Genomic DNA, 14959 nt, shown 5'->3' on the forward strand with positions numbered 1-14959 from the left:
ATTGCGTAGTGTCTCCGGCCGATCGCGCGAACAGTCGACGTCGCCAGCCCCGGCGCCGTGGTTCGGCCGGTGGTGCGGCGAAACCGCGTATGCGCACGGTGCGAGAGACATCGGCCGGGGGATTGGTGGTCGATGGGCTGGACGGTCCACCCGAGAAGCGCTGCGCCGCCCTGATCGGCCGGACGGACCGCCGGGGACGGCTGCTATGGTCGCTGCCCAAAGGACATATCGAAGAGGGCGAAACCTCGAAACAGACAGCTATTCGCGAGGTCGCCGAGGAAACCGGTATTCAGGGCGTGGTGGTCGCCGAATTGGGCAGTATCGATTACTGGTTCGTCACCGAGGGGCGGCGGGTACACAAGACAGTGCACCATTTTCTGCTGCGTTCGGTCGGTGGTGAACTATCCGACGCGGATGTGGAGGTCACCCAGGTGGACTGGGTGCCGTTGAGCGAATTGAACTCCAGGCTCGCCTACGCCGACGAGCGCAGGCTGGCGGAGGTGGCGAACCGCCTGATCGACCGGATGGAGACCGGTAAGCGATGACGCGTGGACCGAGTCGGATCATCTTCGTGATCCTGACCATCCTCGGTGCGGTGTCGGCGCTGGCCGCGCTGCCACTGACCGTCGCGCACGCGCAGCCGACCGGGTCGGCCGAGGATTCCGATGCGCCCCAGTTCCTGAAATTGTCGCTGGATTCGGTGAGTCCGGGCACGGTGACCACCGCGAGCGAACCGCTGCTGACACTGACCGGCACCGTCACCAATATCGGCGACCGCGGCGTGGACGACGTGACGGTCCGGGTGCAGCGGTCGCAGGCCATCGCCGATCCCAGCGAGCTGCGCACCACTTTGAAGCTGGATCAGGCCAGCTACGACCACCCGACTCCATTCCAGGACATCGCGGTGCGGTTGGAGCCGGGCGGGCGTCAGCAGTTCACACTGTCGGTGCCGTTGCGGGACGCGTCCGCGGAATCGTTGAACATCACCGAACCCGGTGTCTATCCGCTACTGCTGAATGTCAACGGAACCCCGGACTACGGTGGCCAGGCACGGTTGGACGATGCCCGTTTCCTGCTACCGGTACTCGGCCTGCCCGCGGCCGCGGACGGTAGCGCCCCACCGCTACCCGCGCCGGCCAACCCCGCGGTGTCGACGACACTGCTGTGGCCGGTGGCCGACCGGCCGCGGATGGTGGCCGGTCAGACCGGCGAGCTGGACCGGACGGTCGAACTGACCGACGACGAGCTCGCGGCCTCGCTGAGCCGCGGCGGCCGGTTGGACGAACTGATCGCAGCGTTGGAATCGGTCGTCGGTGACGACCGCTCGGCGGACGGTCCGGCCTCGGCGATATGCCTGGCCGTCGACCCCGATCTGCTGCTCACGGTGCGGGCGATGACCGAGGACTACCGGGTCCTGGCCAGTCCGTCGGATCCCGATGGCGCGACGCGGCCGGGTACGGGTACCGAGGCGGCGAAACAGTGGCTGGATCGAGTGCGGGGGCTGGCCTCGTCGATGTGCACGGTGGCGTTGCCGTTCGCGCAGGTCGATATTTCCGCGCTGGCGGCGGCCAACGATCCGGCGCTCACCGCACGGGCACTGGAAGCTCCCGCGCAGATCGTCGATTCCGTCCTCAACACCAGGTCCGTGCGCGGAGTGAGCCTGCCCGATGCGAGCAGCCTCGACCCGGCCGCGGCACAGCTCCTGAAATCACAGGGTTTCGAAACCGCGGTGCTCGCGGGGAACGCGGTAGCGCCGGAGGGCGGGGCCGGTGACCCCTACGCCCCGGTGCCGGACGTGGTGCGGTTGCCCGGTATCGCGGGTGCCGCCCCCGCACCGGGGGCGGAGGCCGGACAGCAGGCCGTCCCCGCCGGTGGTCCGGTACCGGCCGAGGGGCAGCCCCCGACCCCCGACGCTGCGGCACCGCAAAAGCAGGCGGGTAGTGGTGGCGCCTCGACGCGTGATCCCGCGCTGCGAGTCGCGACCTACGATATCTGGCCCGCCGCGGCACTCGCCGGTATCGGTTCCAACCCACCGACCCCGGCCTACGTCCCCGAATCGGCCCGCTATCCGGTGACCAACGATTCGCGCAGCGCACGTTTGCAGGATGCGCTGGGCGCGGTTTCCTGGCAGGCGTTGCACGCCGCCCCGGGGCGCCCGCGCTCCCAGCTGATCATGCCGCCCCAGCAGTGGGGCGCCAACCGCGACGAGGCCGTCGCGCTGTTGCGCCAGCTCGAACTGCTGGTGGACAACAAACTGGTGAATCCGCGTCCGTTCGACGATCTGGTCGGGCAGGCACCCGACCCGGCGCCCTATCAACTGTCTCCGTTCCCGGAAGCCGCGCTCGAGGCAGTCCCCGGGCATTTCGCGATACCCGCCCGCGATCAGTCGCACCGCCTGTCCCAGCTGATGCAGGCCATGGTGGAGGTACCCGACACGCAACCGACCCCCCGCGCCTACCTGGATCCGCTACGTGACGATCTGGTGCGTGCGCTGTCGCTGTCGGATCGGCGCGGCGGCCCCACCGGGCAGGCCGAGGTATTCGCGCAGCGGCGAATCGAGAAAACCACCGCGGCGGTGGACGAGATCTACCGCGCGGTGACGGTGCTGCCACCGGGCGGGGTGTACACGCTGGCCTCGGAATCGAGCCCGCTGCTGCTGGTGGCACGCAACGACCTGCCCATTTCGATGCGGATCCGCTTCCGGATCGACGCACCGCCGGAAACGAAGATCACCGATATCGGCGAACAGCTGCTCCCACCCCGCGGAACCCGCTCGTTCCAGATCCCGACCGAGGTCAGTGACAGCCGCAACCTCGTCGTACCGATATCGCTGAGCACACCCGAAGGGGTCCCGCTCGGCCATGCCACCTCGATTTCGGTGCGTTCCAACGCCTACGGGCAGATTCTGGCGATCATCACCGCATGCGCGGCCGCGCTGTTGTTCCTGCTCGCCGGCCGCAGGCTGTGGCGCCGGTTCCACGGCGAACGCGATCCGGCCGACAAGGGCGTGGATCCGGGGATCCGGCGGCGAGTGATCCGGCTGGGCCGGGCCCGGCGGCGCAAAACCCGTCACACCGATCCCGAGGTGAGTGCCGAAGCGCAGGAAACCGGTCGCCACCCGGTGCAGCGCCGCGAACGGGTGTAAACCGGGCTCCTCGATGTCGCGGATAGGTCATCCACCGGACGACCTGGGGAGATGACCGGCGCGGGTGTCGCATGGAAGATAGAGGGGTGCGCGCACCGGCGCTTCGGGTCCGTCCGGGGTACCGGTGCGCGGCCGGATACGGCATGCCGTCCGCACCGTACAGTTCGTTGCGCGCAGCAGCGGCGGCGAAGTGTTCGGCACGACACAGGGGACAACCGGCAAACGGGGGTCCGGGCGATACAGGAGGCATGATGAGCGACGATGAATCCTCCGCTCATCGGCAGCAGCCCGGTACACAGCCCGACGGTCCACGAGGCCGGCGGGCACCCAGCGCACCGTGGGAGCGGGTGCCTCCGTCTCCCGGAGCGGAGCCGGAGATGACCGGCCACCCGCGCGATACCGACCGCGATTCCTTCCGCGAGCCGCCACCTCAGCTGCGCCGGCCCGACCGGCCGGCCGATCCCGGACCCCGCCCCGGCCCGCCGGCCCGGCATCCGGACCCCGGTCCGGGCCCGCATCCAGGGGCGGATCGGTATGCCGGGAACCGGCAGCGGCCCCCCGCGCCCGATAACCGGAACCCAGCGCCCGGTCGGCCGCAAAACCCGCCGTCCGGCGCGCGGCCTGCCGTACCGCCCCCGCCTCCTGGCGGCCGGCCCCCGGTGCCTCCTGCGAATCCGCGGCCTGGCGGTCGGCCCGGTATGCCGCCGCTCGAACCACCGGCCGGCGCACGGCCCGACCAGATACGGTCCGCACCGCCTTCGGCACCGCATCCCGCAGTGCCGCCCGCGAATCGCCCCTCGGCGTTCCGGCCACCCGCACCCCCCGCCGGGCGTCCGCAGCCAGGACCCGGCCGGCCATACGAGGCACAACCCGATGCCGGCCACCGGCGTTCCGTTCCGCCCCTGCCCCCGCAACAGCCGCGGCCCGAGCCCGGCGCTCCCCCGAGTGGGCCCGCTTCCGAACCATTTCCGGCCCAGCGGATGCGGCCGATCCAGCAGAATCGTGTTCCCGAACGGCCATCGCGCCCGGCCGATCGGCAGAACCCCGCACCCACACAGAATCCGGGTGCTCCCGGTCCGCGGCAGCCGAACCGGCCGGGGCCGCAGGCACCGCGGCCCGGGAATCCGCAGCCCCCACCGCGCCGGCAGGCGCCGCCGTCGCAGCCGCTGCGCCAGGTCCCCCCTGCACGCGAACCGCAGCGCGCCGCGCCCAACCGGATTCCGGCGGCCGCCGGTAACCGGCCATGCACCGGCCCGCTGCCCGCAGTTGCCGTGGCCGAGCCGGGCGAGGCGGGCGTCACGGGGGACAAGCCGGACAACAGCCAGTCCAGGCTGCTCAAGGACTCCGGTTCGATCGCGATCGCCACCCTGATCAGCCGCATCACCGGATTCGGTAAACAGCTGCTGCTGCTCGCGGTGCTCGGCCCGGCCATCGCCAGTTCGTTCACGTCGGCCAGCCTGATTCCGAACATGATCGCCGAACTGGTGCTCGGCGCCGTGCTCACTGCCATCGTGGTGCCCACACTTGTCCGGGCCGAACAGGAGGACCCCGATCAGGGCGCCGCGTTCATCCGGCGGCTCGTCACGGCCGCTGCCGTCATCCTCGGTACCGCTGCCGTCCTGGCGACCGCCGCGGCGCCGGTTCTGGCGACCCACGTTTTCGTCTCCGCAGACGGCAAGGTCAATACGTCGCTCACCACGGCACTGACCTTCCTGCTGGTCCCGGCCGTATTGTTCTACGGGCTGTCTGCCCTGTTCACCGCCATCCTCAACACTCGAGGGGCGTTCAAACCCGGCGCGTGGGCTCCCGTCCTCAACAATGTGGTGGTGCTGGTGGTGCTCGGGCTCTACGCCTTGACACCCGGCGAGATCACCCTGGATCCGGTCCGGATGAGCGATCCGAAACTGCTCGTCCTCGGCTGCGGCGTCACCCTCGGCGTGATCGTGCAGGCGGTCAGCCTGCTGCCGGCCATCCGCCGCCAAGGTATCGATCTGCGCCCGCTCTGGGGTATGGACAACCGGCTCAAACAGTTCGGCACCATGGCCGCGGCGATCATTCTGTACGTGCTGATCAGCCAGATCGGCGGTATTTTCGCGAACAACATCTCCTCGCGCGCCGATGAAGCCGGGCCGGCGATCTACCAAAATGCCTGGCTGTTGCTGCAGTTGCCGTACGGCGTTATCGGCGTCACCCTGCTCACCGCGATCATGCCGCGCCTCAGCCGTAACGCCGCCAATGACGACACCCCCGCGGTGGTCGACGACCTGTCGGCTGCCACCAGGCTGACAATGATCGCGCTGATCCCGATCGTCACCTTCCTGACCTTCGCGGGGCCCCAGGTCGGCGATGCACTGTTCGGGTACGCACGTTTCGCCGAGGACGCCTCTCGCCTCGGTATGGCGGTCAGTTTCTCGGCCTTCACCCTGATCCCGTACTCGCTCGTACTGATCCATCTGCGGGTTTTCTACGCACGCGAACAGGCGTGGACCCCGACGTGGATCATCCTCGGGATCACTGCTGTCAAGATCCTGTTCTCGGCGCTGGCCCCGCTCATCGCCGACAGCAGCGACCAGGTCGTGATCGTTCTCGGTATCGCCACCGGCCTCGGTTTCACCACCGGCGCGGTGATCGGCGGCTGGCTGCTGCACCGCAGCTTGGGCGATCTGCGAATGGCCAATGTGGGACGTACGGTCAGCCGGGTGCTGCTGTCCTCGCTGGCCGGCGGCGCCGTCATGCTCATCGCCGACCGGGTGATGGGCCTGGACCGGCTCACCGATTCCCTCGGCGGGCCGGGCTCGTTCATCCGGGTGGTGATCACTGCGATCGTGATGTTCGCGGTGGCGTTCGGGCTGATGCGCCTGGCCGGGATCCCCGAGGTCGTCGCCATCACGGTCGCGATTTCGCGGCGGCTCGGCATCACCCCACCGGCGCCCCCGCTGGATCTCGACGAACCGGCCGAAGAAGAGCGCACCACGCGGATCCTGCGGCGGCCCGACCCGTATCTCGCGTACTCCGGCTTCGATTCGGCCATGGACGCACAGAGCACAATGGTGCTACCGGTGATTCGCCCGGACTCGGTTGATCGCACCGCGCCGGGCCAGTTCCCGTACCCTGATCGGCAGACCGGCACAAGTGGCAGACCCGCCCAGTTTGCGGCATACCAGGGCGAAGGAGGTCCGAGGGTGAGCGACGACGCGGTGGGCAAGGTCCCAGCCGCCGATCCTGCGCGGAATCCGGCGAGCGGACGCTTGTCCACCGATGTTCCCCCGGAGCGCTCGGAGCCGGGTGAAGCGCGCACCCAGCGTGCGGATACCGGTTCCGCCGAATCCGCCCACCCGCCCGAGCAGACGCCGGACAGCGGGCCACAGTACGACGACATAGCTGCTGAGCAGCCCGACGATCACCTGTCCGAGGAGCGCGTTCAGCGCACCGGCGCCACGGTATCGGCCACCGATCCGGTCTACGACACCGGGATGATCGCCGTACCACCGATTACGCAGGCGAGCCGGGTGCAGCGTGGGCCAAAACTCATCGCCGGTGCTTCCGTGGCCGGCGGGCGATACCGGCTGCTCGCCGACCACGGTGGCGCGCGCGGCCTGAAGTTCTGGCAGGCGCTCGATATCAAGCTCGATCGGGAAGTGGCGCTGACCTTCGTCGACGCCGATCAGCGGGCGGCGAGCGACTCCGGACAGGACGGTCCGCAGGCCATCCTGTCCCGCACGCTGCGTTTGGGCCGTATCAATTCACCGGGCTTGGCGCGTGTACTGGATGTGGTGCGCGGCAGCTCCGGCGGCATCGTGGTGGCCGAATGGACACCGGGGCGTTCGCTGCGTGAAATGGCCGAGATCGTCCCGTCACCGATCGGCGCCGCGCGCGCCATCCGAGTACTGGCCTCGGCCACCGAAATGGCGCACCGCAGCGGCGGCGCACTGTCCATCGACCATCCGGACCGGATCCGCATCAGTGCAAACGGTGATGCGGTACTGGCGTTCCCCGGAACCCTCGGCGATGCCGACCCACAGAGCGATGTCCGCGGTCTGGGCGCGATGCTCTACGCGCTCATCACCGCCCGGTGGCCACTGCGGACCGTCGGCGTCAGCGGGAACGCCGCCACGGTGGGCGGGCTGCGTCTGGCCGATTTCGGTTCCGACGGCACCCCCGTGGAACCCCGCCAGATCCGGCCGGAGGTCCCCTTCGAGATCTCGGCCGTGGCCGTACGCTCTCTGGAACCGAACAAGGGCGTTCGCACTGCCGCCACCATCCAGCACGTGCTGGAACAAGCGTCGGTGGTGGACCAGAAGACCGATTTCATCCCCGTATTGCGGCTGGGACAGCGCGCCCCGGCACCGGCCGACGAATCGCTGGCCGACCCAGAACTGCTGGCCGCCGAACGCGAGAAGTCGCAGCGGATGATGTGGATCATGGTGGCCCTGGGGATCCTGACCGCGCTAGTGGTCGGCATCGTCATCTGGTGGATGGTGAGCGTTTTCGCACCGGGCGATTCCAGTGAACCGCTCAACGAGCAGCGCGTGATCGGTTTGACGACCAGTCGCGCGCCGGAGGAGTCACCGGGCTCGGCGGCCCCGCCGAGTGCGCCCGCCGGGGCTGCCGGCGTACCGGTGCCGATCTCGGGGATTACGGTGTTCTCCCCGGAGGGCACACCGGACGACGCCGACGGCGGGCCCGCGGCGATGGACGGTGACCCGGCCACCTCGTGGAGCACCGACCAATACTTCCAGCAGTTCCCGGCGTTGAAGCAGGGGGTCGGCTTGCTGGCGACACTGCCGAGCCCGGCGAACCTCACCAAGGTCACCATCACGTCGCCGACCCCGGGAACCTCCGTCGAGATCCGGACCTCCCCCACCGAAACACCCACTCTGGACCAGACCCAGCTCGCCGGTACCGCGGTGCTGGGCGACGGGGTCACGGAGGTGCCGGTGCAGAGCGATCAGGCTGCCCGCTACGTCCTGATCTGGGTCACCGGCCTGGGTAATTCCGGTGCTCAGTTCCAGAGCTCGATCGCCGAGCTGGGTTTCGAAGCAAAGTCCTGACCTGCTCTTTCGTCGCGCCGTGACGATATCCGGAGGAACCTGATCCGGTTGCCGCGCAGTAACAGCCGGGATATGATCACGATCCGCGCTCCCAGGAGGGAGCCGGTGGGATCAGGGGTACGGTTCCGCTCGCTGAGTACACGCAGTAATCACCACCGGCCGGCTCGCGCCGCGCCGAAGCTGTCGTGGGCAGTTGTCCAAGGGGTTGGCTATTGTCGTCCGAATTGAATGCGGGGGTTCGCGGGGGGACAGCGCCGGCTCCTGGGGCGGAGACGCGAGAATCCGGGTTCGATATCACCTCGGATACCGAATTGCTGCGAGCACACGCTGCCGGGGCACCACACGCCTTCGCCGAGCTGGTCCGCCGGCACAACGACCATCTCTGGCAGACCGCCGCGCGCGTCTGCTACACCCCCGAGGACGCTGCCGATTCTCTCCAGGAAGCCCTGCTGTCGGCTCATCGCAACGCGGGCTCCTTTCGCGGTGAATCGGGGGTCCGCACCTGGTTGCACCGCATCGTCGTCAATGCCTGTCTGGACCGAATCCGGCGTAATCGCGCCCGGCGGGACGTGGTCCTCCCGCCGGAGGTTTGGCCCGAAATATCCGACTACGCCGACGAATACAGCCGTATCGATATCTCCATAGTGCTGGAACGTGCCCTGTTCGCGCTCCCACCGGACCAACGTGCGGCGGTGGTGGCCGTGGATGTGGAGGGGTACAGCGTCGCCGATGCGGCCGGCCTACTCGGTGTTCCGGTGGGAACGATCAAGAGCCGATGTGCGCGGGCGCGACAACGGCTCAAGGCCGAATTGGATTCGCTGAACGGGGAGGGGAACCGGATGTAGGGCCGACGCGTCCAAACCAGTGACACATTTTCCCTCTCGAATGGGATGTACTCACCGGAGTGCAACCGCAGAATCCCGGAATCGAAACCCGAGCCAGATGAACGCAGCAGCATTGGAGGTGCGAAGGACATGAGCCCCGTTCCGCAACCTCCTTTCCCCACGGAGTTGCTCGCCGATCTGCACGCCGGAAATATCGACCCCGAGCTCGAGGCCCGGCTCTGGCCGGCGGTCCGGCAGGATCCGGATGCTCGGCGTTATCTCGAGTCGCTGGACGCATTGCGCACATCCCTCACCGGCCTCGCCCAGTCCGATCAGGTGGTCCGGCCGATGCCGACGGATATCGCGGCCCGGCTGGAGGCGTTCGCCGAATCCCTCGGGAGCGAAGCCGGCCGCAAGGACGGCGCCGATACCGCTGAGCCGGTAGAGGCAACGGTGCCACTCGGCGATATCCCGGCCTCTCCGCCGGCGCTCACCGCAAGATTCGGCGCCACGATGAGGTCGGGTCGGCCCGCTCCGGCGGCAGCCCCGGCCGGTGGAGCGCCGATATCGCTGGACGCCCATCGTCGGCGCCGGCGGTTCACCGCCGCCATCGCCGCAGCCGCGGCGGTGCTGATCTGCGCCGGCGCCGCGCTACTGGTCGGCATTCGGCCCGACGGCGAAACGGCGCCGACTGCCGCGCCCACCGGCACCGCAGGCACAGAATCGGGTGCCGAGTTCGATACGGCCATCGCGCTGCGGGCCCTGGGCCGCCACGATGTGCCCGGCCGGCTGGCCGACCCCGCGGCGCTCGTTGCGTGTGTCCGTGCCGCCGGGGTCGATCGCCCAGTGCTCGGATCCACCGAAATGCGGTTCCGCGACCGGGACGACGCGGTGCTGATACTCGTCGGCGGGCGAAACGGTGCGCAGGTCACCGCACTCGTCGTCGGCCCCGCGTGCGGACCGGGCAACCCGGAATTGCTGACGGCGATCACCGATATCGGCTGAGGATGCCTCCGGCTCGCTCCGGCCGTGCGCGTTACGCTCGTCGCGGCCCGGTACAGGCCGTCGTCGGGAACAAAGCCCGTCTACCCTGTTGTTGACCGAGACGTCCCCATCAGCTTTCTCCGGAAGGGCCCCATGAGCACGCCAGTTCGCGACCTGATCATCGTCGGCTCCGGACCGGCCGGTTACACCGCCGCCGTGTACGCCGCCCGCGCCGAACTCGAGCCGCTGGTGTTCGAGGGCACCCAGTTCGGCGGTGCCCTGATGACCACCACCGAGGTCGAGAATTTCCCGGGATTCCGCGACGGAATCATGGGCCCCGATCTGATGGAACAGATGCGGGAACAGGCCAAACGCTTCGGTGCGGATATCCGCACCGAAGACGTGGACGCCATCGATCTGACCGGCCAGGTGAAGAAGGTCACCGTCGGAGACGATGTCTATGAGGCACATGCGGTGATCCTGGCCATGGGGTCGGCCGCCCGCTATCTGAATGTCCCCGGTGAGCAGGAACTACTCGGTCGCGGTGTCAGCGCCTGCGCCACCTGCGACGGCTTCTTCTTCAAGGGCCAGGACATTGTGGTGGTCGGCGGCGGCGATTCGGCCATGGAAGAGGCGCTCTTCCTCACCAAGTTCGCCTCCAGCGTCACCCTCGTACACCGGCGCGACGAATTCCGTGCCTCGCGCATCATGCTCGAACGCGCCAAGAACAATGAGAAGATCCGGTTTCGCACCAACGCCGAAGTGATCCAGGTGCACGGCGAGACAAGCGTCACCTCGTTGACCCTTCGTGATACCCGCACCGGGGAAACATCCGAGCTCCCCGTCACCGGTCTCTTCGTCGCCATCGGTCACGACCCCCGCAGCGAACTCGTCCGCGGCCAGGTGGATCTGAACGCGGAAGGCTATGTCCTCGTGCGTGATCCGGGCACCGAGACCTCGGTCGCCGGCGTCTATGCCGCAGGTGACCTCGTGGACCATACCTACATGCAGGCCATCACCGCGGCCGGCACCGGCTGCCGGGCCGCCATCGACGCCGAGCGCTGGCTGGCCGAAAAGGGCGATATCACCAGCAATACGCTGTCGCACGCCGACCAGCCCGTCGCTGTTTCGGCAGCCGATTGAGTCCGGTGGGCTCACCGGGCAACTGAGCCACAGGGTTCCGGTTGCCCGCCCCAGCCTCGGGCGCACGAGCGTCCGGAGAACCAAGGAGAACAGCCATGTCCGAGACCACCAACACGGTTACCGTCACCGATACCTCGTTCGTCGATGCTGTCCTGCAGAGCGAGAAGCCGGTGCTGGTCGACTTCTGGGCGACCTGGTGCGGACCGTGCAAGATGGTCGCCCCGGTGCTGGAGGAGATCGCGGGCTCACACGCCGACAAGCTCACCGTCGCCAAGCTCGATATCGATGCCAATCCTGATACCGCCCGCGATTACCAGGTCATGAGCGTGCCGACTATGATCCTTTTTGCCGGTGGCAAGCCGGTGAAGCAGATCGTCGGAGCCAAGGGGAAGGCCGCACTCCTGCGGGAAATCGAAGACATCATCTGACGTCTCGAATAGGCCATCCGGCGGCCGTCACGCGGCGACGCGCCGTAGTATGCCCTGACCAAGATTGTCGAATTCCGGTCCGGGTCTGACAGAATCGACCACGCTCCGTCGTGCGAGGGTGTACGCCATCGCATGAGTGGGTACCCGGGATTGACGGAAGGAAGGGCCCTCACGCATGCACCGACTTCGTCACGGCGACACCGGTCCAGCCGTAGCAGAGGTTCGGAGCACCCTGGCCAGTCTGGGGTTCCTGCACGCGCACAACGGCGCGCAGACCAATGGTTCGGACGAGTACTGGAAAGACACCGAAGCCACCTTCGATTATCAGCTCGACTCCGCGGTGCGCGCCTTCCAGCAGCACCGCGGACTCCTGGTCGACGGTGAGGTCGGTCCCGCGACCTACCGGGCGTTGAAAGAAGCGTCCTATCGTTTGGGTGCCCGCACCCTCATCTACCAGCTCTCGGCGCCGCTGTACGGCGACGATGTGGCGACGCTGCAGCGTCGATTGCAGGACCTCGGCTTCTATGTGCACCGGGTGGACGGTTTCTTCGGACCGCATACCCATGAGGGTTTGACATCGTTTCAACGTGAAATAGGTCTGGCCGCGGATGGTATCTGCGGTCCGGATACGCTGCGTTCGCTCGAATTGCTCGGTGCCCGGGTCACCGGTGGTAATCCGCACCGGATCGCCGAGGAAGAAGTGGTGCACCGCGCCGGCCCGCAGCTCACCGGTAAACGCATCGTCATCGATCCGGGATTGGGTGGGCCCGATCGTGGCCGTGCCGTTCCCACCGAGTTCGGCGATGTGTACGAGCAGGAGATCCTGTGGGATCTGGCCAGCCGGCTGGAGGGCCGGATGGCCGCAACGGGGATGGAAACTTTCTTGTCCCGCCCGTGGGGGAGTAACCCCACCGATGCGGAGCGTGCCGAAACTTCCAACGCTTTCGACGCGGATCTGATGATCTCTCTGCGGTGCGCCTCCAATTCCAGCCCCATGGCCAACGGTGTGGCCGGGTTCTATTTCGGTAACTCGCACGGGTCGGTTTCCATGATCGGCCAGGTGCTCGCCGGGTTCATTCAGCGTGAAGTGGTGGCCCGGACCTCGTTGCAGGATTGCCGGACCCATCCACGTACCTGGGATCTGCTGCGGCTCACCAAGATGCCGACAGTTCAGGTGGATCTGGGGTACGTGACCAACCAATACGATGCGTCGGTGCTGGCCGATCCGCGGATGCGCGATGTCATCGCGGAAGCAATCCTGATCTCGGTGAAACGCCTCTACCTACTGGGTCAAGACGATCAGCCCACCGGCACATACACTTTCGCCGAGCTGTTGGCCGAGGAACTCGCCGCCGCCGACAGCGGTTAGCGAAGCCCCGGCCGTCGGCCTCAGAGAGTGGGTATCCGGGTCGGGGCGGTCATCGCGGCGGCAGCCAGCAGCTGGTCCAGGGCTCGCTCGACATCCTCTTTCCAGCCGTGATCGGTATCGAGTTCCAGCCGCAAGCGAGGGAAACGATGATGCGGCGCCACTACCTCGAACCCGACCTCCTGCAAGAAGTCGGCGTCGATCATGCAGTTCTCCGGGCTGCACTCCATTACCGAACGCCGGGCTCCACGCCCGGGAACACCGATTCTTTCCATGAGACGCATGGTGCCGGTCGGCCGGTCGGAGAGGGCGGTGCTTTCGTGCGCTCCCTGGATACCGAACGCTTCCAGCGCGCGCACACCGCGGTGGACCAGATCGTTGACGACCCCCTGCACCAACCGGTAGGCGATATCACCGTCCAGATCGGGGTACTCGGTGCCGAGAGTGGTCAGCAAGATGGCGTCGGGGCTCACCGGCGAAGTGGGGAAGAGGCCGGCTCGCGGTACCACTCGAGGCGGCGCGTATAGCGCGCACCCGACGGTTTTGTCATCCATCGTTGCGAGCTGCCCGCACGAACCCCATTCGAGCATCACCGTCGAGATCCAGGCTTCCTTCTCGAATACCGGATCACTGAAACCCCAGGAGTCCGCGGCCACCGCTGGATCGATCTCCCAGAACACGCACCGGCGAGCATGCGCCGGCAGGCGGCTGATGCTTTCCAGGGTTAACCCTGTGACGCTGGTCGACACCGCTCTACTCAGCCTCCAGCTATCCGATTCGTCTATGCTCACGCCGCATCAATGGTTTCTCGCCAGCAAGAATATGCGATCAAGCGAACCCGCCTCATTCCGCGTCACTAAGTCTTCGGTCAAGGACTGCCTCGGCCTCGATCAGTTGCCGTCACAGTGACGTTTCTTGGCTGAGGCAGGGGTCATGCAGACTACAAGCCGAAATTTCAACTATTCAGCGAAGTTTGCAGCATCATTCCGACAATCCGCTCCAGATCGTCGACCGACCCGAACTCAACGACAATCTTGCCCTTCCGCTTTCCGAGACTCACCGAAACCTGCGTATCGAAAGATGACGACAACCGGTCGGCGACATCCTGTAGACCGGGGGAGTGAATGGGCGGCCGCCGCGGCGCGGACGGCTTGGCCGGCTCTTGTTCCCGGTTCACCAACTTCACAGCTTCTTCGGTGGACCGCACCGAAAGCCCCTCGGCGACGATCCGGGCGGCCAACACCTCCTGTGTATCAGCACCGCCCTCCAAACCGAGCAGCGCCCGGGCATGCCCGGCGGACAGCACCCCGGCCGCGACCCGGCGCTGCACCGGGATCGGGAGCTTCAGCAGGCGGATCATATTGGTCACCACGGGCCGCGAACGCCCTAGTCGCGACGCCAGCTCCTCCTGGGTAACCCCGAACTCCTCCAGCAACTGCTGATAGGCCGCCGCCTCCTCGAGCGGGTTGAGCTGCACCCGATGGATATTCTCCAGCAGTGCGTCGCGCAGCATCGCGTCATCGTTGGTTTCCCGGACGATGGCGGGAATGACCTCCAGCCCTGCCTCCTGGCAGGCCCGCCAGCGTCGCTCACCCATGATCAGCTGATAGCGGTCACCTCCCGGCTCCAGTTGCCGGACTACGATCGGCTGCATCAACCCGAATTCGCGAATCGAGTGGACCAGCTCGGCGAGCGCCTCATCGTCGAAATACTGCCGCGGCTGCTTCGGATTGGGCTCGATCTTTCCGGGAGCAATTTCCCGGTACACCGCATCGCCGACGGAGGCCAGATCGGCGCTCTCCACTGCGTCGGGAACCTGATGCAGATAAGTGGAGGCGGGGCGCGGACCTGGATCCAGACCGATCACCGCATCAGCGGCCTCGGCACCCAGCCCGGTTGCCACCGGAGCCGGACCCGTCGGGATCAACGCCGCCAGACCGCGTCCCAGCCCACCCTTTTTCGACTGACTCACCGGCCTACCCTTTCCATTGCCCGCATCCACAGCTATGCCCGGTCCG

At 67.3% G+C, this 14959-nt stretch carries 10 protein-coding genes; 8 read left to right on the forward strand and 2 right to left on the reverse strand.

Translation table 11 applies throughout. The features are described 5' to 3' along the window. The first annotated feature begins 8 nt into the window (after positions 1-8). The 8 genes from NS6_RS22260 (at position 9) to NS6_RS22295 (ending at position 12944) form a co-directional block, all read left to right on the forward strand. Positions 9-545, forward strand: a complete 537-nt coding sequence (locus NS6_RS22260; RefSeq protein WP_084471300.1) for an NUDIX hydrolase — start codon at positions 9-11, stop codon at positions 543-545. Beyond that, the gene (locus NS6_RS22265) at positions 542-3145 is read left to right on the forward strand and encodes a DUF6049 family protein (RefSeq protein WP_068044794.1); all 2604 of its coding nucleotides are present in this window, start codon (positions 542-544) and stop codon (positions 3143-3145) included. The genes NS6_RS22260 and NS6_RS22265 overlap by 4 nt, the downstream gene beginning before the upstream one ends. A 1271-nt stretch (positions 3146-4416) precedes the next feature. Next, positions 4417-8196, forward strand: a complete 3780-nt coding sequence (locus NS6_RS22270; protein ID WP_245669460.1) for a lipid II flippase MurJ — start codon at positions 4417-4419, stop codon at positions 8194-8196. Between the two features lie 311 nt (positions 8197-8507). Further along, positions 8508-9041, forward strand: coding sequence for an RNA polymerase sigma factor SigM (sigM, locus tag NS6_RS22275; protein ID WP_247610744.1), 534 nt, complete (start codon positions 8508-8510; stop codon positions 9039-9041). A 129-nt stretch (positions 9042-9170) separates the two neighbouring features. Further along, positions 9171-10025 carry an RsmA family anti-sigma factor gene (locus NS6_RS22280; RefSeq protein WP_157112885.1) on the forward strand — a complete coding sequence of 285 codons (855 nt, stop codon included), beginning with the start codon at positions 9171-9173 and terminating at the stop codon, positions 10023-10025. Positions 10026-10157: 132 nt separating this feature from the next. After that, a complete protein-coding gene (trxB, locus tag NS6_RS22285) occupies positions 10158-11147 on the forward strand; it encodes a thioredoxin-disulfide reductase (protein ID WP_068044798.1) in 990 nt (329 codons plus the stop codon). Between the two features lie 95 nt (positions 11148-11242). Continuing rightward, the gene (trxA, locus tag NS6_RS22290) at positions 11243-11575 is read left to right on the forward strand and encodes a thioredoxin (protein WP_068044799.1); all 333 of its coding nucleotides are present in this window, start codon (positions 11243-11245) and stop codon (positions 11573-11575) included. 175 nt (positions 11576-11750) lie between these two features. Then, the gene (locus NS6_RS22295; RefSeq protein WP_068044801.1) at positions 11751-12944 is read left to right on the forward strand and encodes an N-acetylmuramoyl-L-alanine amidase; all 1194 of its coding nucleotides are present in this window, start codon (positions 11751-11753) and stop codon (positions 12942-12944) included. A gap of 20 nt (positions 12945-12964) precedes the next feature. On the opposite strand, the gene NS6_RS22300 is transcribed toward NS6_RS22295, so the two are convergent. After that, positions 12965-13690 (reverse strand): hypothetical protein, encoded by a 726-nt coding sequence (locus NS6_RS22300; protein WP_068044804.1) that lies wholly within the window; start codon positions 13688-13690, stop codon positions 12965-12967. A 206-nt stretch (positions 13691-13896) separates the two neighbouring features. Further along, positions 13897-14913, reverse strand: a complete 1017-nt coding sequence (locus tag NS6_RS22305; RefSeq protein WP_068044902.1) for a ParB/RepB/Spo0J family partition protein — start codon at positions 14911-14913, stop codon at positions 13897-13899. Positions 14914-14959: the final 46 nt, after the last annotated feature.

It is taken from the genome of Nocardia speluncae NBRC 108251, from assembly GCF_001613245.1.
GTDB lineage: Bacteria > Actinomycetota > Actinomycetes > Mycobacteriales > Mycobacteriaceae > Nocardia > Nocardia speluncae.

What these genes read in the sequence shown, in the direction of transcription:
- NS6_RS22265 (WP_068044794.1), top strand. Translation starts at nt 542, where the DNA reads ATGACGCGTGGACCGAGTCGGATCATCTTCGTGATCCTGACCATCCTC.
- NS6_RS22280 (WP_157112885.1), top strand. Translation starts at nt 9,171, where the DNA reads ATGAGCCCCGTTCCGCAACCTCCTTTCCCCACGGAGTTGCTCGCCGAT.
- trxB (WP_068044798.1), top strand. Translation starts at nt 10,158, where the DNA reads ATGAGCACGCCAGTTCGCGACCTGATCATCGTCGGCTCCGGACCGGCC.
- trxA (WP_068044799.1), top strand. Translation starts at nt 11,243, where the DNA reads ATGTCCGAGACCACCAACACGGTTACCGTCACCGATACCTCGTTCGTC.
- NS6_RS22295 (WP_068044801.1), top strand. Translation starts at nt 11,751, where the DNA reads ATGCACCGACTTCGTCACGGCGACACCGGTCCAGCCGTAGCAGAGGTT.